This window comes from Rhodoferax sp., from assembly GCF_013297935.1.
Classification (GTDB): Bacteria; Pseudomonadota; Gammaproteobacteria; order Burkholderiales; family Burkholderiaceae_C; genus Allorhodoferax.
On record NZ_JAAFIX010000001.1, the window covers coordinates 429622 to 452323 of the forward strand.

The window sequence follows — 22702 nt, forward strand, 5'->3', positions numbered from 1 at the left end:
AAAAAAATACGCTTGTAGCCCACGAATTCATTGCGCAACTAGCTATATTTTTTATAGCAATTCGAGCTCCCCCCTGCAAACGATCTCTAGACCTCGTCGCGGTCCCGGCTCCAGATAGCGCCAAATGCCTTCAACTTATCCCACGGGCCCAGCCGCTCTTCAGACAGCACGTCGAGAAAATCCGACAAGCGTTTGGACTTGGCCATGGTGTAGACAGTAAGCGCGAGGGTCACTGCAAACACCACCACAAACACCAACACCTTGTGGGACAAAGGCGCGTCGGCCTCGGCCAGCAGGTTCATGCCCAAAAAGCCGGTGGTGATGGTGCCTATCAGACCCAAGATGGTGACCACGGTCAGACGCACCACGGTGTTGGCCTGGCGGCGCAAGCTGTCTGTCTCCAGGTAGTTGTTCATGTCGGCAATGCGCTCTTTAACTTCGGCATAGAGCGGGTCCACGCCCAGGTGCTGGGCGCACTTGGCAAACAGTGCGCGGGTCTGCGCCTGCTCCGAAATTTCGTGAAACCAGTAGCGGTGGGTAAAGCGCAAAAAGCTGGCAAAGCTGCTGCGAATGCTGCGCTTGAACGCGCGCACGCTGGCCGGGTCGCTGATGTTGAGGTTGCGCAGTGTTTCGGCCAGCCGGTCCGAGAACATGAGCAGCGCCGCCTTTTGAAAGTGCGCAATCAAAAACAGCAAAAAGTGCTGGTGCCGGAACTGGGCCAACACACCCCGGTCGCGGCACGAAAAAAACTGGCTGCTGGCATCGCCCACCACCACCAGCGAGTGGCCGGTGCACAGGTAGCGGGTGTAGGGCGCGGCGCCGCCGGGCGTCCAAAACCGGTCGTAGCAATAGCGGACTTCGAAGTCGCTCAAGTGGTCGTCTGCAAACGGCAGCGCGGCTTCGCCATCAACACTGCCCGCGCCGGTCACCAAGCCGAGGCGCACAAAGTCGCTGCGACTCAGGGTTTGGGGCTCGTCGACTGCCAGGTAGGCCAGCAGGGGCATGCGGTAGTACTCAATCTGCCGGTAGCGCAGCGGGCCCACTTGCTCAGAGTGGTCGCTCACCAGCGGCTGCAGCAGCCAATCCCAGTGGGCGGCAATGCGGGGCGCGCGGTGGCGGGCCACGTGCGACATAAACAGCTCGGGCTGCCCCGCGTCCGACTGGGCCAGCACCTGCCCTTGCGCGCCCAGCCACTCAGCCTGATGCAAGCAGTGCTGGGCTTGCCCTTGTGCGTCCCAGCCCGAGGGGTAGCCACGGCCAAAGCGGTAGAGCAACTCTTGCGCATGGGTGAGCGGCAGGTGGTTGCCCGCCACCTCCAAATTGAGCAGCACCAGGTCCAGGTCTAAAAAGAAATACAGGTCCACATGCACCACGCTCAGGGTGATGGGCTCCATGCCCGGCCGCAACACCACGCGCACCGCGCTGACATCGTGCCGGCGAAACACCCGCATGGGCGAGCCGTGCACCTGCCCGCCACCGTTCACATGGCCCTCGCCATACAAAAAGCGCTGCACATAGGGCAGAAAGGTCACGAACTCGTTGTAGTGCCGCTCGTGAAAATTGCAGGCCTCACCAGTGTATTCATCCACCACCTCGCGCCAGGGCGTGGCATCGCCCATGGCGGACAGCACCTCCCAGGGCTTGGCGTGCCGGGCCTCTGCGCCGCGCACCGGCATGAGCCGCAAGGGCCACAACAAAATCTGGCCGAGGTGGCGTACGCAGTGGGGGGCTTCAGGCGTGTGCATGGCAGCCAGTATGGCACCGGCCTGCGGCACAGGACTAAGGGATTAACCGATGGCCGTACGGATCGATAGCACGGACCGCATCACCCTGGGCGATGTGTACCAGTCGCTGGGCGCGTCGCCTTTGGTGTCGCTGGGCTTTAGAGAAGACAACCCGAACTGCCTGGTGGCCCAAGCGGTGAACGACGCACTGGCCGGCACCGCCCAAGAGGCCGGGGCCCTGCTGCTCACGCTCTTTGCGCCGTCACTCTTGCCGCGCTCTCTGCCGACTTTCACCGCCGCATGGCGCAACACCCTTTAGGAAACCACACCCATGATGCACATTGACTTTGCCGTGATCGGCGGCAGCTACGCCGGCATGGCCGCCGCCCTGCAACTAGCCCGCGCGCGCCGCCAGGTGCTGGTGGTAGACGCCGGCCAGCGGCGCAACCGCTTTGTAGACGCCGCGGGCGAAACATCGCACGGCTTCTTGAGCCAAGACGGCCGCGCCCCGGCCGAGATTGCCGCCGACGCCCGCGAACAGCTCATGAACTACCCCAGCGTGGAGTGGATGCACGGCAGCGCCAGTGATGCGCGCGTGGCCGCCGACGGCCGCCTGGAAATCAAAGTGGGCAGCGAGACCATTAGCGCAGGCCGCCTGATCCTGGCCACCGGCGTGCGCGATGAGTTGCCGCCCGTACCCGGCCTGGCCGAGCGCTGGGGCCGCAGCGTTTTTCACTGCCCGTATTGCCACGGCTACGAGATGAACGCAGGCCCCATCGGCATCATTGCTGCGTCACCCCTGGCGCTGCACCACGCCCTCATGCTGCCGGACTGGGGCAGCCCCACCCTCTTCTTGAACGGCGCCTACACGCCCACGGAGGAAGAGCTGGCCAGCATCGCCCGACGCGGCACGCAGATAGAGCCCGCGCTGATTGCGCGCATCGACGGTGTGGCCGACGTGGTGCTGCAAGACGGTCGCACCATGAGATTTAACGGATTGTTTACCCAGCCACACACGGTATTGACGAGCCCCATTGCCGAGCAACTGGGCTGCGCGCTGGAGGATGGCCCCATGGGCCGGTTCATCAAGGTAGATGACTTCAAAGCCACCAGCGTGCCGAATGTGTTTGCGTGTGGGGATGCGGCGCGGGCGGCGGGCAATGTGACGCTAGCCGTGGCGGATGGGGCGATGGCGGGGTTTGGGGCGCATCGGGGGTCGATGGGATAAGAAGGTTGGAACTATCTAATGCCTCGCTACTCCCGCAGAGGATTCATCAGCGACGTGAGGGAGGACCGAGGCAAACTCACTTTTCTGCAGCTTGAAGCCACTCGTCGAAATTCTGCCTATCTGTGTCTTCAATGAATGGATTACTTACATAGTCACAATACTTCTCCGCCAACGTACTGGCACCCTCGACACAAAAGAAGTCAACTTCATACTGCTTCAGTACTTCAAATGTCTTCTCATTTTCGTAGGGATCAGCGATCAATCCTCGTCTATATAGCTGATAAAGCAAGAGCCAATTCTGATCTTTTGCATAGAGATTTGAGTTGAGAATACTTTTCGCATACGCATTGATGCGATCAACAGCAACTTCGAAGTTGGACAGCATTGCGATTGCAACACAGTCTTCAGACTCGATGACTCTAGCAATTGAGCTGTCTGATGGCGCCGCTTCTAACCTCTCTAAGTAATAGAGCGCCCAACAAATTCCGTCCGATCTTCGATGATCAACATTCACACTGATGATCGAATTCAGTTTTTCGACTAATTTTTCTTTGTCATAGGAATCGGCGCGTGCATCAATCTTCTCCAAATAGGGGAGCAATATAGGATAGTGCCACGCCAGATTCAGCACAAATTCAAAGACATTCGCCGCTGCGTTGTCCTTCACTCTTCCTGCAACTATGGCTACCGCAAACTTAATGACGCTGCCATCTGGGGTTTCGTTATTCAAGCGTATGGCGTGGTCTAAGAATTGAAATGCATCTCCGCTATTCAGGTACGAAATTTGGCCATCTTCGCGAAGCAAAGGCGTAGCTGCGCTCATTAATTCGGCAACCCACTTTTCCTGGGCTGGCTCTGGCAACTCTGCGATATGTGTCTTGGCCAAATTCAAGGTCAATCGATACTTACTCAACTCCTTGCCCAAAGTTCGCGTGAAGTCTTGCGCTTCTTCGTAAGTAGCGCAAAGTGCTGCGTAGTCATCGATGTAACGTTCGAATGAGAAATTGCGTTTTCTAAGCTCTCGATCTACGGCTGCCAATATGACTTCAACTGCTATGCTGGATGTTGCCGGACCAATGGGCAATCCGGAAGTTTCATTACGCTTGCTCATTCGCAGCACTCGATCTAGGTTGCTGCTCCAATGGGTTGGTTGATTTGAAGAAACTAGGCTGGCCTTCGCCACCTCGAAACCTTGGATCGCCCACTCCAGCGAATGTGTATAAATCGATCCAAAGCAATTAGCAACATCCGTATGGGCTCGAAACCTCTTTCCAAAACTCTGCTGCACGGCCCTAGCCGCCTTGGTTTCGAAGTCCTCGTAGTTCATGATGAGCATGCGTCCATCGCTGTGTTGTTCGACGTGGATAGCACTGTTTTCGTCAGCCCTCGCCGCTTCTAATTCCGCGTAGTTGGCATCAAAGGCCGCAAACACATTCGCAAACGCTAGTGGATGAATTAAACCGAGGACTCGCGAGACATTGTTGTAGCGAGTCGCACGATATTCAACTAGATCGAATCCCCCCTTTCTTCGTTCTTTGTTGAGCTGAATTTCACTCAATTTGAAAGCGACTTCCGGAGTAAATCCCTTGGTACAGATATTGGGCGGGAGTTCTGACGCTGAAGACTTTTGATTCGGAAAGTAGTTCCATCTCGTGAGCGCCTCAAGAAAATGCCTTCTTGTCGCAAACACGACGTCATTGGCGACGTGAGAAACAGCAAACTCTTTCATGTGTATGACTCCCGCTTTGTTTTATCACTGTACTGATACGTTGATCCTATCCCGAGAGGGACTTTGGATTTTTCCGTTAGGGGACATCGAGCGATAGAACACGCCATTGAGCGTTCCACTCTGCCGTAAAAAAACCTCATTTCGTCACCCGCCAAAGCATCCCCAAATTTCCTCCCCCAAACTCCTTTGTATCACCACGCAATAGGAGTCCCCATGCCAATCACCTGCTTCATCCGCTACGAAATCGACCCGTTCCCAAAAGACCAGTTCACCACCTACGCAGAGAGCTGGGCACGCATCATTCCCCGCCCGGGTGGGCATTTGCTGGGCTACTTTGTGCCGCACGAAGGCAGCAACTACGAGGCCTGGGGGCGGATCTCCTTTCCCAGCTTGGCAGCGTACGAGGCCTACCCCGAGCGCCTGCGCTTTGCCAGCTGCTGCTAATGGCACCTGGCGGGGCAGCTGTCCAAGGCGCTGGCGGCGTACTGCATGCAGTAGGGCTGCCACTCGTATATTTTAGTCAAATCGGCCTCTATCCCTCGTAGATATTACGCAAGCAGCTCCTCTTTTGATAGCAATCCTGTGTCACTGAGCCCGCGCGACTACCCGCCGCTGTTGCTAAGGCTGCAAGAACGCCAATGACTTCAGCACAAAATCTTCGTGAAACTGGAACGCGCCGCCGTGCCCTGCATCGGGGTAGATGATGAGCTGGCTATTGGGCAGCCGCCGTGCCAGGTCGTAGGTATTGGGCTTGGTGGGCACCATGCGGTCGTCATCGCCGTTGACCACCAGCACCGGTTGGGTGATGACCGACAGGTCGGCAGGCGGCTTGGTGCCCCAGTCGCGCAGGGCGCGCAGCTGCGCCAGGAAGGCACTTACCGTGATCTCTTTGTCGCGGTGCTCGGTACGCTCTTTCAGGCGCTCCAGAAACGCTTTACCTGCCGCAATGCCATTGGGGGTGCGTGTGAAGAACAAGAACTGCTTGGCGTCCTGCCCCGTCAGCAAGCCCCGGAACATGTCGTAAAAGGTTACCCACCCCACGGTGCTGATGCCCTCCCCGCCCGCAGGGCCCGTGCCGGCCAGGATCATTTTGCGCACCAGTTGCGGCTGCTTGAGCACCATCTCTTGCGCAACCATTCCGCCCAACGAGAAACCCAAGAGGTCCACCTGCTTGAATCCCATGGCCTGAACAAAGGCCGTGGCATCGTCAGCCATTTGCTCCACGCTGTTGGCTGGGGCGCCGCTGGAGGCACCAATGCCACGGTTGTCGAACGTGACGACGTGGTGCTTGGCGGCAAGTCCTTCCACCACACGGGGGTCCCAGTTGTCCAGCACGGCGGCCAGGTGCACCAGCAGCACGACCGGCGTGCCGCCGTTGCTTTTGCCCAGTTCGCGGTAGGCGTAGTCCACGCCGTTGGCGGTGATGGTTTGTGTGGGCACGGTGCTCCACGAGTCCGCAAGGTCTGCGGCCCTGGCGCTGACGGTCGTCAATGTGGCGACCAAGGCGGCGCCGAGCATGGCGGTTTTGAGTAAATGTCGCATGGTGGTGGTCTCCTTATTCAGCGCGGCTTTGGTCTGCCTGTGAGTCATCAAATCTGTTGGGGCAAATAGACGGGGCGCGGCGCAGTCAGGCCTTGGCGGACTTGCTCGGTCAGCGCATCGGCCAGCACTTCATCCGCACCGGCTTCCAGACCGTCCAGCGCACGTTGCACGATGTCTTCTGCGCTGGTCTTGGGGACTTCAAAACCACGGGTCAGGTCGGTATCGACATAGGCCATGTGCAGGCCCAGCACCTGAGTCTGTTGCGCGGCCAGTTCGTGGCGTAGCGAGTTGGTGAGCGACCAGGCGGCCGATTTGCTGGCCGAATAGGCGGCCAGCTCACCACCGTTGACCCACGAGGCCACGGACAACACATTCAGCAACGCGCCGCCACCGTTGGCTTTGAGCACGGGCGCAAAGGCCGTGCTCATGTTCAGCATGCCAAAGAAATTGGTCTCGAACAAGCGGCGGGAAACCGCTTCGCTATCGGGCACCAAAAAGCCACCGGGCTGGGCAATGCCGGCGTTGTTGATGACCAGGGTGACATCGCCTGCTTGCTTTACCGCTGCGGCGATTTCTTCAGGCTTGGTCACATCCAGCTGCAAAGCCTGCACACCGGGTAGCGTCACTGTGGATGGATTGCGCGCAGCGGCGTACACCTTGCGTGCGCCACGAGCCAGCAATGCACGGGCAAATGCGAGGCCGATACCGCGGTTGGCACCGGTGACGAGGACGACAGAATTTTCAATTTTCATGGGGAGCTCCAGGGGGTTAAAAATGGTTTGGGATGATGGTTGTCATATGAAAAGGCGTAGCGAGACCCGGGGCCGCGTTGCGCCCCGCACCCGCCCGACGCTCAGCGCAGTTGCACGACGACTTTGCCTTTGGCGCGGCCTTCATCCAGATAGGCCAGGGCCTGTTTGGCCTGCTCGAAGGGGTACACCTTGTCGATGACGGGGCGGATGCTGCCCGCCTGCAGCAGGCCAGCGATCTCGGTGAGCTGATGGCCATCGGGACGCGCGAAGAGGAATGAATATTCCACATCGTTCTTTTTGGCCAGGTGCTTGATCTTGAGGCTCATCAGACTGAAAACAAACTCCAGCAGGAAGTTCAGTTTGCGTGCCTTTGCGAAAGCGGCATCCAAAGGGCCAACCAAGGAAACAATGGTGGCCTTGGGATTCAAAATTTGCAGAGATTTTTCGATGCTGTCGCCCAGCAAGGTGCCCAGCACGGCATCGTAGCCACGCAACACTCTCTCGAACTCCTGCTGCTTGTAGTCGACCACCTCATCGGCCCCCAGGCCGCGCACCAAGGCCACGTTGCCGGTGCTGGTGGTGGTGCCAACTTTGGCACCCAGGTGCTTGGCGAGTTGAATAGCGAAGGTGCCAATGCCCCCGGCACCCGCTGGTATGAAGATCTTCTGGCCTGGCTTCAGGCGCATGCGCTCTTTGAATGCTTGCCAGGACGTGAGGGCCACCATGGGAATCGAGGCGGCCTGCACGAAGTCCAGGTTCTCTGGCTTGTGCGCTGCCGCACTCTCCGGCACCGCCGCGAACTCTGCAAGTGATCCTCGGTCCAGATCGAAGATGTTGGCAAACACAGCATCGCCCACCTTGAAGCGAGTCACTCGATTGCCGACCTCCACCACCACACCTGCCAGGTCGCTGCCCATCGTGGCGGGCAGGCTGAGCTTGACGACGGGTTTGAATGTTCCCAGCGGGATCTTGTTGTCGATCGGGTTCAGGCCCACGGCATGCACCCGCACCAGCAGCTCGTCGGGCTGGATGCCGGGGCGTGCGATATCGGCGAAATCGATCTGTGGGGATTTGCCATAGCGCTTGAGAACGAGGGCTTGCATGGTGTTGTTTCTTTTCAAAGGTAATGGGTTGGAGTGGCTGGGCGTGTCATTCAAATTGGCATGACGATCATCATATTTATGAGCCAAAAAAAGCGGCTTGGATAGGCATCAAACTTTCGCGGGGGTCAATTGCTTGAGGGCGGCCGCACAAAACGCATCGGACAAAGCGGAGTCATTCACCGCACGGGCCAAGGTCAGTGTGCCCACCATGGTGGCCACGGCCACCAGCGCACGTTCGTGCGCGCCGGGCTGGCCCCAGTCGGGCATTTGGCGGGCAACCAGGTCAATCATCTCTTTAATGCGGCGCGTAGCAGCACTGCGCACTTCGGTCGATTGGCGGGGCATCTCAGAACCCAGGGCCGAAATGGGGCAGCCGGTTTCAATAGCCGCCAGGTGCTCTTTGGAGAGGTACACCTGCATCAGCGCCTGCAAGGCTTGCTCGGGGGGCACGCTGGCCGTCACGCTGGCGGCCAGGGCGTTGGACTCGGCACCCGCACGGTCTGCCGCCTCGGCCAGCATGGCCTCGCGGGACTCAAAGTGAGCGTAGAAAGCGCCGTGCGTGAGCCCGGCCTCTTTCATGATGTCGGCCACACCCGTGCCGTTGTACCCACTGCGCCGGATAGCGCGCGCCGCCGCATCCACGATGCGCTCGTGAGAGGCTTCTTTGGTGGCGGAGCGGATATTGGCAGATGTTTTTCGCATGATGCGTATCATACTAAAACTTACCCACCGGTGCAAGTGTCTATTTGATGCCCCCCTAAAACAAACCCGGCTGCCGGGAGGTGAGCCCCGCAAAGCTTTGCCCCATGGGCTGCAGAATCGCGTCCGCAATCGGCATCAGCTGTTTGCTCAGGTAGTGCTGGTAGTCAATGCGCGACTGGCGGGCCTCCAGGGGCTCGGGGCCGCTCAGGGTCATCACATATTCAATCCAGCCTCCATTTTGGTACTGCATGGGGCGGCCCACGCGCACGTTGTAGGCGTCGGCCATGCGAGCGGCGCGCACTTGGGGCGGCACGTTGACCTGGTAGTCATCCAGGCGGTGGCGCAGACGCTTGCGGTAGATGAGCAGGTCGTCTTTGTCACCGGCCAGCGTGGCCTGCACATAGTTGGCCACAAACTCGCGGTAGGGCTGCTCGTGAAAGATGCGCGAGAGCAGGCCTTCTTGAAACTGGCGCGCCAAAAGCGTCCAGTCGCTGCGGGCCATTTCCAGGCCGCGGTAGATCATTTCCTCTTTGCCGCTGGCGTCCACGCTCAAACCGGCGTAGCGCTTTTTGCTGCCCACGTCTGAGCCGCGAATGGTGGGCATGAAGAACTTTTGGTAGTGGGTGTCGAGCTCAATCTCCAGGTAGCTCTGCAGCCCCTGCTCGTCCATCAGCGTCTGCGTCCACCACGCGTTGATGTCGCGCACCAGCTCCCGCGCCACGGCGTGGGCGTCGGCGGTGCTATGGGGCTGCTTGAGCCAGATGAAGATGGAGTCGGTGTCGCCATAAATTGCCTGGTAGCCACGCGCCTCCACAAAGGCCTGCGTGCGCTTCACGATCTCGTGGCCGCGCAGGGTCACCGCCGACACCAGCTTGGGGTTGAAGAAGCGGCATTCGGTAGCACCCAGCACCCCGGCGAAGGAGTTCATGAGCAGCTTGAGCGTTTGCGACAAGGGCTCGTTCTTCACCCGCTTGGCCTCGTCCCGCGCCAGTGAGAGCGTGGTCACGATTTCGGGCAGGCAGTGTTTGTGGCGGTCAAACACGGTGCCCTCTGGCCCCCGCACCAGCAGCGCCGGGTCGGGGGTCGCCTGGCCTTCGGCAAAGCCCACAGGGTCCACCAAGTAAGTGCGGATGATGGACGGGTACAGGCTCTTGTAGTCCAGCACCACCACCGAGTCGTAGAAGCCGGGCCGCGAGTCCATCACATAGCCGCCGGGGTAGGCCTTGGACTGGATCTCGCCCACATTGGGTGCCACATAACCCAGCCGGTGCATGCGCGGCAGGTAGTGGTGGCTGAATGCGGCAATCGAGCCACCCCAGTGGTCGGCCTGCAGGCCATTGGTGTGCGCCCGCTCCAGCACAAACTGCAGCAGCTTTGTTTTTTCAAGAATGCGCAGCACCAGCTCGCAATCGCGGATGTTGTAGACCGCCAGCGCAGGCTTGTCGTCCCGGTAGCGCCGGTTGATCTCGGCCATCTTGTCGTAGGCGTCGCCAATGGCTTTGCCCTCGCCCAGCAACGCTTGCGACACGTTCTCCAGGCTGAACGAGGAGAAGCTCCAGGCCGCTGCCCGCAGTGCCTCGATGCCGTCGATGACGATGCGGCCCTGCATGGGCGCAAACAGATAGCCCTGCTTGCCAGGGTGGGTGCGCCATTTGATGGGCTGGCGCTCGCGGCCCAGCTGCAGCGGCACGCCACAGGCGTCTGCGGTTTTTTGCAGCACCCGCAGGTCAAACTGAATCACGCTCCAACCGGTGATGACGTCGGGGTCGTTGCGGGCGAACCAGTCGTTCAGGCATTCGACCATGTGTTTGCGGGTGGCGCAGTAGATGAGGGCAAAGTCCACGTCCTGCGCAGGCTCTGCAGCCACCGGCGGCGGCTCGCCTAGCATGTAAACCACGCGCTCGGCCATGCCATCCAGCGCGATGGAATACAGCTCCTCGTTTTCGCTGGTCTCAATGTCCAAAGACACCACCTTCAGCACCGGCCGGTAGTCGGGCGCGGGCTTGAGCTTGCAGTCCACCCGAGCGCCCTGCTCTGCGCGCCCGCCTTCCACCTGCACCCCGGCGGTGATGAAGCGCTCCATCAGGTAACGGTCGTGCGGGCGCACATCGGCCTCCAGGAGCGCAATGCCGTGCGGCTGCAGGGCGCGCGCCAGTTGGCCGATCTGGCGGAACTGCTTTGCGTAGATGCCCAGCACCGGGCTTTGCGCAAAAGTTTTGAGCTCCAGCTCCCGCAGCTCCACGCCGGGCAGGGCCTTCACCTGCGCCTCTACGGCGGCACGGTGCTGCGCCTGCACAAAGGCCACCGAGATTTGCGCAGTCAGCAGCACTTTCAAAGGCCCTGTGTCGGTGGCCAGCCAGTACTCCAGCTCGGTGCCGGCCGGGGTGTCGCGCCAGTTGCGGGTGAGTATGAAACCCTGCAGCACCGGGCTCAAGGGCACGGCAGACGCAGCGGTGGCAGCAGCGACAGCGCTGGCGGAGGTGTGCTCGGGCAAGGCGTCACATCGCCGGGTAGGCGCCTGTGCCACCGGGCCAGGCGGTGAGCATGGCCGCCGGGTGAAATGCATAGATGTTGGATAGGCTTACTCATACGCAGGGTGAGCGCGGCTACTCAACCCAGAAACCGCAGCATCCCGTAAAGCGACAGGGCACCACACACGACAAGCATGCCGGTTTTGACAGCGCGGTTGCTAGTGAGTGTGCCCGCAACGCTGCACACCAGAATGGCGATAAAGATAAAACTGGTTTTCATGGCTGCGATGCTAACGGAGCGGCAGCTGGCACTAGGCGAACCGGGGTCAGTTCTTTAGCTGCTGGCGCCGATGCGAATTTGCCCCAGATTCATGCTTTGGTTTGCTCAGCCTCCACAGGTCGCTAACCCGCACGGAGTCAACGTTTCGAATGTATCGCACTGGGTCACTGAAAATCGGGACACCCTCGGCTTTGGTGGTCACATCGCCCCCGGCGGCCACGCTGGAGCCGCGCTGGGTGGTGGCTTGGCTGGTGCTGTGGCTGGAGCTGCTGCTAGCTCCCAGGCTGAGGTTGATGCTGATGCCGCCCATTTTGTCGGCAGTGGTGGCGTCGCGGTAGCCGGTGACTTGGCCCTTGTCATCCAGCACGGGCAGCTGGTTGGCTTTGCCGTCAACCGTGCTGCCTTGGCCTTTTTGCACGGCGTCAGCCGCGTTGTAGCCCGCTGCCCCGGCGCTGGCCAAGGCCAGGGCTTGCATGCGTCCGTCTTTGGCCTTCTCGATGGCTTTGCCCATGCTGTTGATGGTTTGGACCGCAGAAAGCACCGGGTTGCTGATGCTCAGCGTCAAGCCGCTTTGCTTGAATTCGGTGTCGGTCTGGCTCAGGCTGTTTTGCGCGGCAGAAGTGATGTCTACCTTTTGGGCCGTGATGGTGACGTCGCCTGCGGGCACCACAACATCACTGCCCGTCTGGATATACGTCTTGCCGGCGGTAATACTGACGTTGCCCCCTGTGCTGCCCACCGTGGATGCGGCGGCTGTCGTGCGGGTGTTCTTTTGGTTGGTGCTTTGGTCGCGGCTGCCTATGCTCACGTCCAGCCCGCCGCTGCTCATGAGGCCGGATTCGCTCATGGCGCTGTAGCTGCTTTGACTTTGGGTGTTGGTGCCAGCTTCTATGCGCACGTTGCCTGCTGCGGCCAGCTTGACATCTTTGTCGGCCACCACGTTAGAGGCTTTGACGCCAATGTCCTGGCCGCTGGTCACCGTGACAGTGTTGCCACCGAAGTTGCTGGCTATTGTCTCTGTGCTGCTTTTGCTGCTGCGCTCGGTGCGCGAGCTGCTGCTCATAAAGCCGCTGTTGCTGGTCTTGCTCGCGGACGCAATGGAGCTGGTAGCAACCCCCGCTTCGATGGTGACGTTGCTACCGGCTGCAACATTGAGGCTGGTTTGGGCCTGTACGTCGGCGGCCCGTGCGGTGATGTTTTGGCCAGCAGTAAGGCTGGTGCTACCAGCGCTTTGCAGTTTGCTGCCGACTTCTGCGCTGCGGCTGGTGCGGTTGTAGTTGTCGCTGTCACGGGTGGCGTCCATGCTGGCGCTGGTGGTGACGGTGCTCAGGCCCAGGTTGCGTGCAGCAGTGACGCTGGTGCTGCCTGCGCTTTGCACCAGGGCGCCCATGAGTTCTACGTCGCGCCCGGCGCTGGCGATCAGGGTGCCTGCATCTCCCGTGACGTACAGGCCCGCCACCCGGCTGATGTCGGTGGAGCGGGTTTGCAAGTTGCCGCTGGTGCCAGCACTGGCGCCGCCTGCCACGGTGCCCAGCAGGCTGCCGGGGGTTGGTGCGGGTGCGCTGGCCTGGGCGGGCGCTGCGCTGCGGCTCTCCAGCGTGGTGGTCTGCACCAAGATGTCGCGCCCGGCAGTAGCGTTCAGGCTTTGCTGGGCGATGACGGCGCCGCCGATGTTTTCAATATCTTGCGTGGCGTTCAGGGCCACCGCTTTGCCTTCGATGCGTCCCGCCAGGTTGCGTACGTTGGTGGCGTTGAGGCTCACGAGTTCGCGGCCTTGAATGGTGGCGCTGCTGTTGGTAATGTCGCCGGTGGTGGTGATGTTGACCTGGTTGCCCGAGATGACACTGTTCCCATCACCCCCCAGCAAGGCGCCGTTGGCGGCCAGGTCGCCGCTGCGGGCGACGGCGTAGACCTGGGGCCGGGTGACGCTGGCATTTATGAGGGTGCGAGGTACTTCTTGCAATACCCAGATGGATTTTTCATACGTAAGCAATTCTTGCGAGTGACTTCAAATGCTTTGGCTTTGAGTTGTTCCATATCTGCTTCTATGGCGGGGGTCAGTGGTTCGATTTTGACCGACTCAATTAGACGTTTGAACATGGCTTGGAAGGCGGCGTGTGCTTGGGGGTTATCGAGTGACTCCACAGTGGCGCCAAATTCCATTGCGAAGGTGTATCCGGTGTCCCCAATGGGCGATATGCGGAGTTCATAGGCCCCCGCAACGCGGTTCATCTCGCGCGGTTTCAATGGCAATCGGTAGACATGCCACTTGTTGCCCATGACAGTATCAATACCCTGCGTTGCGTCCTTGCCAAGGTAGGCGCCCCTACTCCATTTCGCTAATGCTTCCTGCCACTGACCGACAGTACGCTGATATAGAAAAATTGTCACGGCATGACTACTGCCCACCCAAGCCTCAAAGCAAATCGGTTGCAAGCCTTCTTCGTTCTCCTCATAACGAACAATACCGCGCACACCGTTCACTGTTTCATAGACTGGTCGCTGTACTTTGATGCTGCGTACGAAGGAATCAAAATTTCGAGGTTCCCCCGTAGATGACTCTTGCAAAGTTTTTCCGGCTTCTTCAAAGATTGGATTGACCCAAAAAATCTCGCCTGTATATCGGTCCTGCTCCTTTCCTAAAGTCGACATGGAACCATATTTGCAAGCCCTTGCAGGCAATGGCCACTCGTATCGAATTCGATACTTGTTCAGCAAAGACACGTTGTAAACGTCGTAATAGCCGCTCAGGTTCGGGTCGAGAGCACCAGGCTGCATATACCTTTCGTCATTGTTGCGAACAAAGTTGCTGACACAACCCGTCAGCAAAGTTGTCGCAATGACAAGGCCCCAAATAGGTGTTTTCATATTGTCAGTCTCAGTCAGCGGGCCATGGCAGAGTTGTCGATACGTTTGCCCCCCTCATACCGAATCAAGTTGCTGTTGCTCTGATGTGCCCCTTCCGGTGCTTTCGGAGACAATACTTCCACTTGGGCGCAACCAACAGCCCCGGTTCCGTAGCAACTGTGTGCACTGTTGGAGGTACTCAGAACTTTCCAAAACTCCGCCAAGCTGATCACTCCTGGATTGCCACCCGCTACTACTGGCACCGGGTCATTGGAAAAGTATGTAAACGTGATATTTTTGTCCTCTTTGTCGGGATTGGCAGCAACTTTGAGCGCCGCGGCGGTATATGTCTCCCCTGTTACCGCCCCACCCACACCGCGCACACTCAAGTTGGGATTGGTGAAGTTCTGCTCGCCAAGCATGTTGTTGGCATTCGTCTGCACGATGGTGCCACGGCTGTGCCCCAGGCTGGTGGTCTCTAGCTGCCCCCGCGCTTGGATGGCTGCGGCATAGGCTTCATCCTGGTTGGAGTAGCCAAACGTGGAGGCAAGGCTTTTTTCATAGGCTGCAATCATGAGTTCACTCAATCCATTATTGGCGGGTACGTAGTGCATGAGGTAGATCGTTGTGGGCTTAGCTTCAACGCCATTTGCATCTCTAACAAGCTCCGCATTCTGCATCGCCAGTTGACCAGCGCGTTCCAATGGATTGTCAATGCCGTTCACAGCCAGAACGGCCCCACTGGGTGCATTGGCCAGTTCAGTTTGAGTGTCTTTGTCCACCAGTTGTACGGTTGCTTTTTCGGGATTTGTGGTGCAGTTTGTATTGGCGGGACACGTTACCTTGTAAAACTTGGGTACCTCTTTGAACATGACCCGGTACGCTTCATCGGTCAGTGTGGTGAGTTGCTTGAACGCCTCATTCTTGATCGCCCGCTCTGCCTCCACGGTCTGTTTCATGGCCTGTACGTCTTGGCGTTGCGCCACCGTATTGGCATTTTGGGTGTCGCGATTCAGACTGGCGATGGTCTGCGCTCCGGTGTTGCCAGTTAGCTGGGCTTGCGCAGCATCATCGGTGATGCGAACAGTGCCTGCGCTGATGGCGGCTTTGGTTTGACCGGTGCTGCTACCCGATTGACTGGCGTTGTCCACAAGGTTGGTTAACACACCTTTGGCAGCACCATACTTGCCTTGAGACAACATATCCGTACTGAGGCTGAAACCGCTGGTCGTAGCGGACGCGCTGGCTTCATTGTTCAAGTCACTCGTAGTGAGCGTGCCGGTACTCAGGCTGTTCTTATTGTCCGTTATCGCTTGGTCACTGCTGGCTATCACGCCACCCTTGAGGTCAGTATTGCCCCGCACGCTGACCTGAAAGCCGCCATCACCTGCCTTAATGCCCGTCTGTTCGTTGGCGCTTTGGTAGTTGCTGTTGATGTCTGTGTTACTGGCACTAATATTGGCGCTGCTAGTTCCGTAGCACAGGGGGGGTACGCACACGCTCACCCCTGCGCCACTGCTGCTACTGCTTTCGCTGTAGGTGCTTTTGTCTTGCAGGGTTTCAATGGACAGATTGCCACCCACATCGGCCTTGACAGTTTGGGCTGCTACGACCGCCCCTTGAAGGGCGGTGTCGCCCCCGCTGGTAATGTTGGCTTGCCCGCCAGCGTTGATCTGGGTGTTGGTGTAGGTGATGTCCTGGCCGTTTCCACTGCCTTGGCTCTTGCCGACACTGGCATTGATGGTAATGCCGCTTTTAGAGCCAGTGCTGAAACCCACGCCGACGCTGGCATTGGAGCTACTGTTGCTGCTGGTTTGGGTGCTGGTGTTGGCCGCAGCCAGCAGCTGTACCTGGTTGTCTGCACGCAGGTTCGCGGTGTTTCCTGCCGACACTATGCTTCCCTGTACCAGCAAGTTGGAATCTTTGCCCGCACCCTTTGCGGTTATGTTGACGTCACCAGCTGCAACAGTCGTACTGCCGCGTGCAGTGTCGCTGCTGATGCTGGTGCTACTCTCGCTGCTGCTGGAGCCTATGCTCACGTTGATGCTGACACCACCGGCCTTGTCTACCGCTGTGGCATCTTTGAGCGATCGTCCGTTATCGACGGCGGTGTATGCGCCATAGCCGGCCAAAGCCGCACTTCCTGCAGCCAGGGCTTTCATGCGGTCACTCTTGGTGTTGTCTGCCGCCGTGGCCATCTTTTGCATGGTTTGCGCTGCACTCACCACCGGGTTGCTCAAGGCCAGGGTGATACCGCTTTGCTTGAATTCGGTTTTGGTCTCGGAGCTGCTGGTTTCGCGGGCTTCGACGATGTCTACCTTCTTGGCGGTGATGGCTATGTTGCCGGTGCTTGTCGATCCAGACGCCGTGGTGGTGCTGGTGGCCAGTACATCACTTCCCGTCTGGGTGTACGTCTGGCCTGCGGTAATGCTGACGTTGCCGCCCGTGCTGCCCACCGTGGATGCGGCGGCTGTCGTGCGGGTGTTCTTCTGGTCGGTGCTTTGGTCGCGGCTGCCTATGCTCACGTCCAGGCCGCCACTGCTCATGAGGCCAGATTCGCTCATGGCGCTGTAGCTGCTTTGGCTTTGGGTGTTGGTGCCGGCTTCTAGGCGCACGTTGCCTGCTGCGGCCAGCTTGACATCTTTGTCGGCCACCACGTTGGAGGCTTTGACGCCTAGGTCTTGGCCGCTGGTCACCGTGACAGTGTTGCCACCAAAGTTGCTGGCAATGGCCTCTGTGCTGCTTTTGCTGCTGCGCTCGGTGCGCGTGCTGCTGCTCAGGAAGCCGCTGTTGCTGGTTTTGCTGGCAGAAGACACGCTGCTGGTGGCTTGGCCAGCTTCGATGACGACGTTGTTGCCTGCCGTCACATTCAGGTTGCCAGCGGCTTGTACGTCGGCGGCGCGGGCGGTGATGTTGTTGCCCGCAGTGAGCGTGGTGTTGCCGGTGCTTTGCAGGGTGGTGCCTACTTCTCGGCTACTGCTGCTGCGGTTGTAGTTGTCGGCGTCTTTGGTGGCGTCCATGCTGGCACGCGTAGTCACCGTGCTCAGATTCAGGCTGCGTGCAGCATTGACGCGGGTGCTGCCTGCGCTTTGCACCAGGGCGCCCATGAGTTCTACGTCGCGCCCGGCGCTGGCGACCAGGGTGCCGGCATCCCCCGTGGCGTACAGGCCCGCTACGCGGCTGATGTCGGTGGAGTGGGTTTGCAGGCCGGTGCTGGCACTACCGCCAATCAGGCTAGCACTGGCCGCTGGTGTTGTTGCCGGTGCCTTCGAAGGTGACGCAGCTTGGCTGCTGATACTGTCTACCGTGGTGGTTTGTACCAAGATGTCGCGCCCAGCGTTGGCCAAGAGGCCTTGCTGCCCAATGACAGCACCGCCCGTGTTCTCGATGTCTTGGGTGGCGGTGAGCGCGACCGCTTTGCCCTCTATGCGGCCTGCTAGGTTGCGCACATTGTCAGCATTCAGGTTCACCAGTTCACGCCCTTGGATGCTGGCGTGGCTGTTGCGGATGTCGCCCGTCGTGTTGAGGTTGACCACATTGCCAGAGAGCAGGGCGCCGTTGGCGCTCAAGTCGCCACTGCGCACCATGGCATAGACCTGGGGTACCAGCACTTTTTGCTTGCTTCCGTCTTTCAGCGTGACTTCTTGCTGCACCAGCCAGACGATGTCGCCAAGGCGCTTTTGCGTCACGCTGGGACTAGGCTAGCGCCTTTGCTGCATTTTTGATAGCTGCTTGCGCAATATTGATGGGCGCAAATGGCAATTTTTAACTCAGACTACTCGTTATTGCGGAACCACAACCTTTCTTGGCTGCAGTAGCCATGTGTGCGGCGTGTTGCTACACGCAGTGAGCAATGGGCCACACGCGCAGGGCAAGGGGCGCAAGACATAACGGGGGTTTGGTAAACCCGAAGGGCGCAAGGCCTGAGGCCGCAGCGGTAGCCGCACAAACGGAGGTTTAGCGCAGTGACTGCGGTTACTTTGGGCCTACAGGAACATTCTGTACACCTCGCTAAATTTGGATATTGTTTGCAATGCCTTTGGAATTAGTACTCGAGTCCGTCTGTACATAAACTTGCATCTTTTCGCCGCTGATCTTGATGTAGCCCATGTTTGCACTGCTTTGATTTGCTGATCAAACTTAATTTATCTCATTGATTTTATGAAGTCCATTGCGGCATTCATTTACATAATCATTTAAAGAGGCTGGACTCTTTGTGGCGATTTCCAATAGATTTTCCGGGATAAAAAAATATACTTCATAGTCGCTTTGTCTATTCATGGTTGGTTGCATAAAAGAGATGAAATGTTTGCCCGTTTCACTGTCGATTCCAGCGCTAAACTGCAATTCTCTTGATACAAAATGATCTACGAAGCGGAGCATTTCAGTTTCCTTTCTTGATAACAGTTGTTTTTAGCATTTCCGGAGTAACCTTGGTTGCATCTATCACTGCCTCAGAAGTTCCATTCGGCAATTTTCCGCCTGGTATCCATTGCGGGTTAGCTCCGGCCTCATTACCAGACGGAATTCTTAACCCGGCTTGTGACGGATTAGAAATATCAATCCTTATCAGGGATGCACCTTGTAGTTGCGCTTCTGGTATACCCAAATATCTAGCAATTGCTACTGGGTCGCCGTTTGTGCTCTTCATAATGAAATCGACCTCTGATTTCGGCATAATAAATGAAGTGCCATCCGTTTGCCCTACCCCATATTTATGGTAAGAAGTGTCTAGCATTATTCGAGAAGCTCCATCCGTGTATTGAGTAAGATTTTTCTGAATATATTCAGCACTCAAGTAAGTTGATGGATCGGCCCGTTGCCCAATTGGTTTTTGCAAGACATTTTGAAAAACATCGCTGGAACTAACGCCGGGCTTTAACTCAACATTTCCCCGCTCCATTATTGAAGCAAGAACCTGAGGATTTGAAATTTCAGAGGGCTGCCCTCTAAATGGACTCCTGTTTAAGTTGGTAGAAAGTAAATCATTTTCCGCATTAATGTTGTTCTCCACCCTCTGCTTAGGCACTGCCTGCGCCTCCAGCACCGCTGCATCATCGGCTTTGGTCGAGGCCTTGCTCAGCACACCATCTGCAACACCCAAGCCTTTAACGACCCCATAGCTCGCCACACCCAATGCTGCGCCTTTGACTGTCTCGGTGGCTACCACAGCGCCGTCCATAGGCTTGTCGTCAATGCTCTGGTTAGCTGCACTGCTGCCTCCGCCCACAATGGCGCCCCCGGTGGCCGCGCCTATGGCTGTGGCTGGTAGGGCCACGGTGGTGGCCACGATCAGCCCACCAGTGACGGCGTCTTTGGCCATCTCTTTTTTCTTGGCCGCGTCGTAGGCGGCGATAGTAGCTGCGTTTTCTGCGCTCACGCCATAGCGCGCGATCGCAGAGTCAGTAGTGCAACTGACTGCGGGGCAGTCGGCAACCGGCAGGGTGTAGACCTTGCCGTTGGCTGCGACTTGTTCGTAACGCTGCTTGTTCCCGGTTGACCCCGCGCTTGTTGGTAGCGGGCTGTTTTTGCCCTGCTGATAGTCGTACCAGCTGTAGGCAGACTGGCTGCCACCTGTGCTGCTGGTAATAAACGCAGCCAGTGCCGGGTCTACGTTGGTGCCGTTGGGAAGTACCTGAACAAGCTTGCCATCCGCTCCTTTTTGCCATTGGGCGCCTTTGTCGTAGATTGCTGTGGGGTCATTGGCGCTGACCACCATACCTTTGGTGATGGTTTCCCCGTTGCCGTTGCCACTGTTGCGCATAGCATCTTCAATTTGCTTGACCGTGTACTTGCCTTTGCTCTTGGCTGCCAGTTGTGCCGCGAGCCTGCGCTCATCCGGATGCAACTGCCGATTATTAGCATCCACATTCAGCGCCATAGTGCCGCCCTGTACGCCACCCACTGCCGCGCCTGCGGCCAACGCCGTGGTTTGCGCAATGGTTTTGCTGATGCCTGCGGCTGTTTCCTTGCTCAGACCCGTTTTCTCTAGGCTTGCCGCCAACTGCCCTTGCAGCTGGTCCATCAACGGTGCCGCAGCGGCGATGGTGGCCGCCCCTGCCGCGCCACTGGTACCTCCCTTCAGTGCGCCCAACGTGGCGTGCAGGGCGACGCGGTAGATGCCGCCCTCCATCCATTTCTTGGCTTCTTCTTTGTCGCCTGCTTTGGTCAGTGCATCTGCCTTGGCCTGTGCGTAGTCCGCTACCGCTTTCGGGGCCTGTTTGCCAAACTCCTGCGTAATCGCCACCTGCGCATTAATCTCTTTGCTCACCGCCGTCTGATCAAAGATCTTCTTGATTCCCGTCTCCGCATCCCCCGTTCTTGCAGCCTGGTTGCCTGCTATGCCGCTAATCGCAGCTTTGGTGGTGCTGCTGGCACTGCCACTGTCTTGGCCTGCACCCGCACTGCCGCCACTGCTGCCTACGCTTACCTGGTAGCTCTCTGCTTGGTAGCTGGCGCTGTTGTTCAGGTCGCTGGTGCTGAGCTTGGCGGTCTGGAAGCTGTTCTTGTTGTCGTCAATCGCCTTTTGGGTGCTGGCGATGGCGCCGCCCTTGAGGTCGGTGTTGCCTTGCACCTTGACGTTAAAGCCGCCGTCGCCGGTTTGGATACCGCTTTGCTCGGTCACGCTCAGGTAGTCGCTGTTGATCTTGGTGGCACCCACGCTCACGTTGCCCCCTGCACCGGGGCCGATGGTGACCGAGCCGCTGGCGTTTTGGCTGGATTCTTTGTAGCGGCTGCTGTCTTGCAGGCTTTCAATGGTGAGCTTGCCGCCCACAGAAGCGTTCACCGTTTCGGCTTTAACGACGGCCCCCTTGAGCGTAGCGTCGCCCCCGCTTTGGATGTTGACGGTCTTGCCGCCCTGGACTTGGGTGTTGGTGTAGCTCAGGTCTTGGCCGTTGCCGTCGCCGCTGCCTTGGCTTGCAGAGAGGGTGACGCCGGTGTTCTGACCCAGGCTGATGCCTACGCTGGCGGAGCTGGACTTTTGGTCGCTGGTCTGGGTGGCGGTGTTGGCTGCAGCCAGGAGCAAGACTTGGTTGTCGGCTTGGAGGGTGGTGGTGTCACCTGCACTGACGCTGCTGCCCTGGATGGTGAGGTTCCTGTTGGTGCCGTCCCCGGTGGCGCTGATGGTGGTGTTGCCTGCTGCGCTCACGCTGCTGCCGCGTGCGGTGTTGCTGGTGCTGGTCGATTTGCTCTCGCTGCTGGAGCTGCCTATGCTGAGGCTGACGGAGATGTCGTCGCTGCTGGCTTGGCCATTCATGAGCTTGCTGACTGCGGGTGCAGCACTCTTGGCGGCCAGGGCGGCGCTGGCGGCTGCCAGGGCTTTCATGCGGTCACTCTTGGTGTTGTCTGCCGCCGTGGCCATCTTTTGCATGGTTTGCGCTGCACTCACCACCGGGTTGCTCAAGGCCAGGGTGATACCGCTTTGCTTGAATTCGGTTTTGGTCTCGGAGCTGCTGGTTTCGCGGGCTTCGACGATGTCTACCTTCTTGGCGGTGATGGCTATGTTGCCGGTGCTTGTCGATCCAGACGCCGTGGTGGTGCTGGTGGCCAGTACATCACTTCCCGTCTGGGTGTACGTCTGGCCTGCGGTAATGCTGACGTTGCCGCCCGTGCTGCCCACCGTGGATGCGGCGGCTGTCGTGCGGGTGTTCTTCTGGTCGGTGCTTTGGTCGCGGCTGCCTATGCTCACGTCCAGGCCGCCACTGCTCATGAGGCCAGATTCGCTCATGGCGCTGTAGCTGCTTTGGCTTTGGGTGTTGGTGCCGGCTTCTAGGCGCACGTTGCCTGCTGCGGCCAGCTTGACATCTTTGTCGGCCACCACGTTGGAGGCTTTGACGCCTAGGTCTTGGCCGCTGGTCACCGTGACAGTGTTGCCACCAAAGTTGCTGGCAATGGCCTCTGTGCTGCTTTTGCTGCTGCGCTCGGTGCGCGTGCTGCTGCTCAGGAAGCCGCTGTTGCTGGTTTTGCTGGCAGAAGACACGCTGCTGGTGGCTTGGCCAGCTTCGATGACGACGTTGTTGCCTGCCGTCACATTCAGGTTGCCAGCGGCTTGTACGTCGGCGGCGCGGGCGGTGATGTTGTTGCCCGCAGTGAGCGTGGTGTTGCCGGTGCTTTGCAGGGTGGTGCCTACTTCTCGGCTACTGCTGCTGCGGTTGTAGTTGTCGGCGTCTTTGGTGGCGTCCATGCTGGCACGCGTAGTCACCGTGCTCAGATTCAGGCTGCGTGCAGCATTGACGCGGGTGCTGCCTGCGCTTTGCACCAGGGCGCCCATGAGTTCTACGTCGCGCCCGGCGCTGGCGACCAGGGTGCCGGCATCCCCCGTG

At 58.8% G+C, this 22702-nt stretch carries 15 protein-coding genes and 1 pseudogene; 3 read left to right on the forward strand and 13 right to left on the reverse strand.

The window, feature by feature from the left end:
- Positions 1-86: 86 nt before the first annotated feature.
- Positions 87-1745, reverse strand: a complete 1659-nt coding sequence (locus QZW03_RS02080; protein ID WP_296507867.1) for a hypothetical protein — start codon at positions 1743-1745, stop codon at positions 87-89.
- A gap of 49 nt (positions 1746-1794) precedes the next feature.
- On the opposite strand from QZW03_RS02080, the gene QZW03_RS02085 reads away from it, so the two are divergent.
- Entirely contained in the window at positions 1795-2043 is a 249-nt protein-coding gene (locus QZW03_RS02085; protein ID WP_296507869.1) for a hypothetical protein, read from the forward strand.
- 12 nt (positions 2044-2055) lie between these two features.
- Positions 2056-2952 carry an NAD(P)/FAD-dependent oxidoreductase gene (locus QZW03_RS02090; RefSeq protein WP_296507870.1) on the forward strand — a complete coding sequence of 299 codons (897 nt, stop codon included), beginning with the start codon at positions 2056-2058 and terminating at the stop codon, positions 2950-2952.
- A 76-nt stretch (positions 2953-3028) separates the two neighbouring features.
- Here QZW03_RS02090 and drt4 read toward each other — a convergent pair whose 3' ends face one another.
- Complete coding sequence (gene drt4, locus QZW03_RS02095) at positions 3029-4681, reverse strand: antiviral reverse transcriptase Drt4 (protein WP_296507872.1); 1653 nt, start codon at positions 4679-4681, stop codon at positions 3029-3031.
- Positions 4682-4894: 213 nt separating this feature from the next.
- On the opposite strand from drt4, the pseudogene QZW03_RS02100 reads away from it, so the two are divergent.
- Positions 4895-5107, forward strand: a pseudogene (locus QZW03_RS02100) (NIPSNAP family protein); the annotation flags it as partial.
- 192 nt (positions 5108-5299) lie between these two features.
- Here QZW03_RS02100 and QZW03_RS02105 read toward each other — a convergent pair.
- The 11 genes from QZW03_RS02105 to QZW03_RS02155 all read right to left on the reverse strand — a co-directional run.
- Positions 5300-6223, reverse strand: a complete 924-nt coding sequence (locus tag QZW03_RS02105) for an alpha/beta hydrolase (RefSeq protein WP_296507874.1) — start codon at positions 6221-6223, stop codon at positions 5300-5302.
- Positions 6224-6270: 47 nt separating this feature from the next.
- Positions 6271-6975 carry an SDR family oxidoreductase gene (locus QZW03_RS02110; protein WP_296507877.1) on the reverse strand — a complete coding sequence of 235 codons (705 nt, stop codon included), beginning with the start codon at positions 6973-6975 and terminating at the stop codon, positions 6271-6273.
- Positions 6976-7076: 101 nt separating this feature from the next.
- The gene (locus QZW03_RS02115) at positions 7077-8078 is read right to left on the reverse strand and encodes an NADP-dependent oxidoreductase (RefSeq protein WP_296507879.1); all 1002 of its coding nucleotides are present in this window, start codon (positions 8076-8078) and stop codon (positions 7077-7079) included.
- A 108-nt stretch (positions 8079-8186) separates the two neighbouring features.
- A complete protein-coding gene (locus QZW03_RS02120; protein ID WP_296507881.1) occupies positions 8187-8792 on the reverse strand; it encodes a TetR/AcrR family transcriptional regulator in 606 nt (201 codons plus the stop codon).
- Positions 8793-8835: 43 nt separating this feature from the next.
- On the reverse strand, positions 8836-11214 hold the full coding sequence (locus tag QZW03_RS02125; RefSeq protein WP_296508306.1) for a DNA polymerase II: 2379 nt from the start codon (positions 11212-11214) through the stop codon (positions 8836-8838).
- A gap of 176 nt (positions 11215-11390) precedes the next feature.
- Positions 11391-11531 (reverse strand): hypothetical protein, encoded by a 141-nt coding sequence (locus tag QZW03_RS02130; protein WP_157673055.1) that lies wholly within the window; start codon positions 11529-11531, stop codon positions 11391-11393.
- Positions 11532-11577: 46 nt separating this feature from the next.
- A complete protein-coding gene (locus QZW03_RS02135) occupies positions 11578-13494 on the reverse strand; it encodes a hemagglutinin repeat-containing protein (RefSeq protein WP_296507885.1) in 1917 nt (638 codons plus the stop codon).
- Entirely contained in the window at positions 13467-14399 is a 933-nt protein-coding gene (locus tag QZW03_RS02140; protein ID WP_296507887.1) for a hypothetical protein, read from the reverse strand. Before QZW03_RS02140 ends, QZW03_RS02135 begins: the two co-directional genes overlap by 28 nt.
- Before the next feature lie 14 nt (positions 14400-14413).
- Positions 14414-18067 (reverse strand): hemagglutinin repeat-containing protein, encoded by a 3654-nt coding sequence (locus QZW03_RS02145; protein WP_296507889.1) that lies wholly within the window; start codon positions 18065-18067, stop codon positions 14414-14416.
- 451 nt (positions 18068-18518) lie between these two features.
- A complete protein-coding gene (locus QZW03_RS02150; protein ID WP_296507890.1) occupies positions 18519-18761 on the reverse strand; it encodes a hypothetical protein in 243 nt (80 codons plus the stop codon).
- Position 18762: 1 nt separating this feature from the next.
- The coding region (locus tag QZW03_RS02155) for a hemagglutinin repeat-containing protein (protein WP_296507891.1) at positions 18763-22702 on the reverse strand (3940 nt) is incomplete at its 5' end.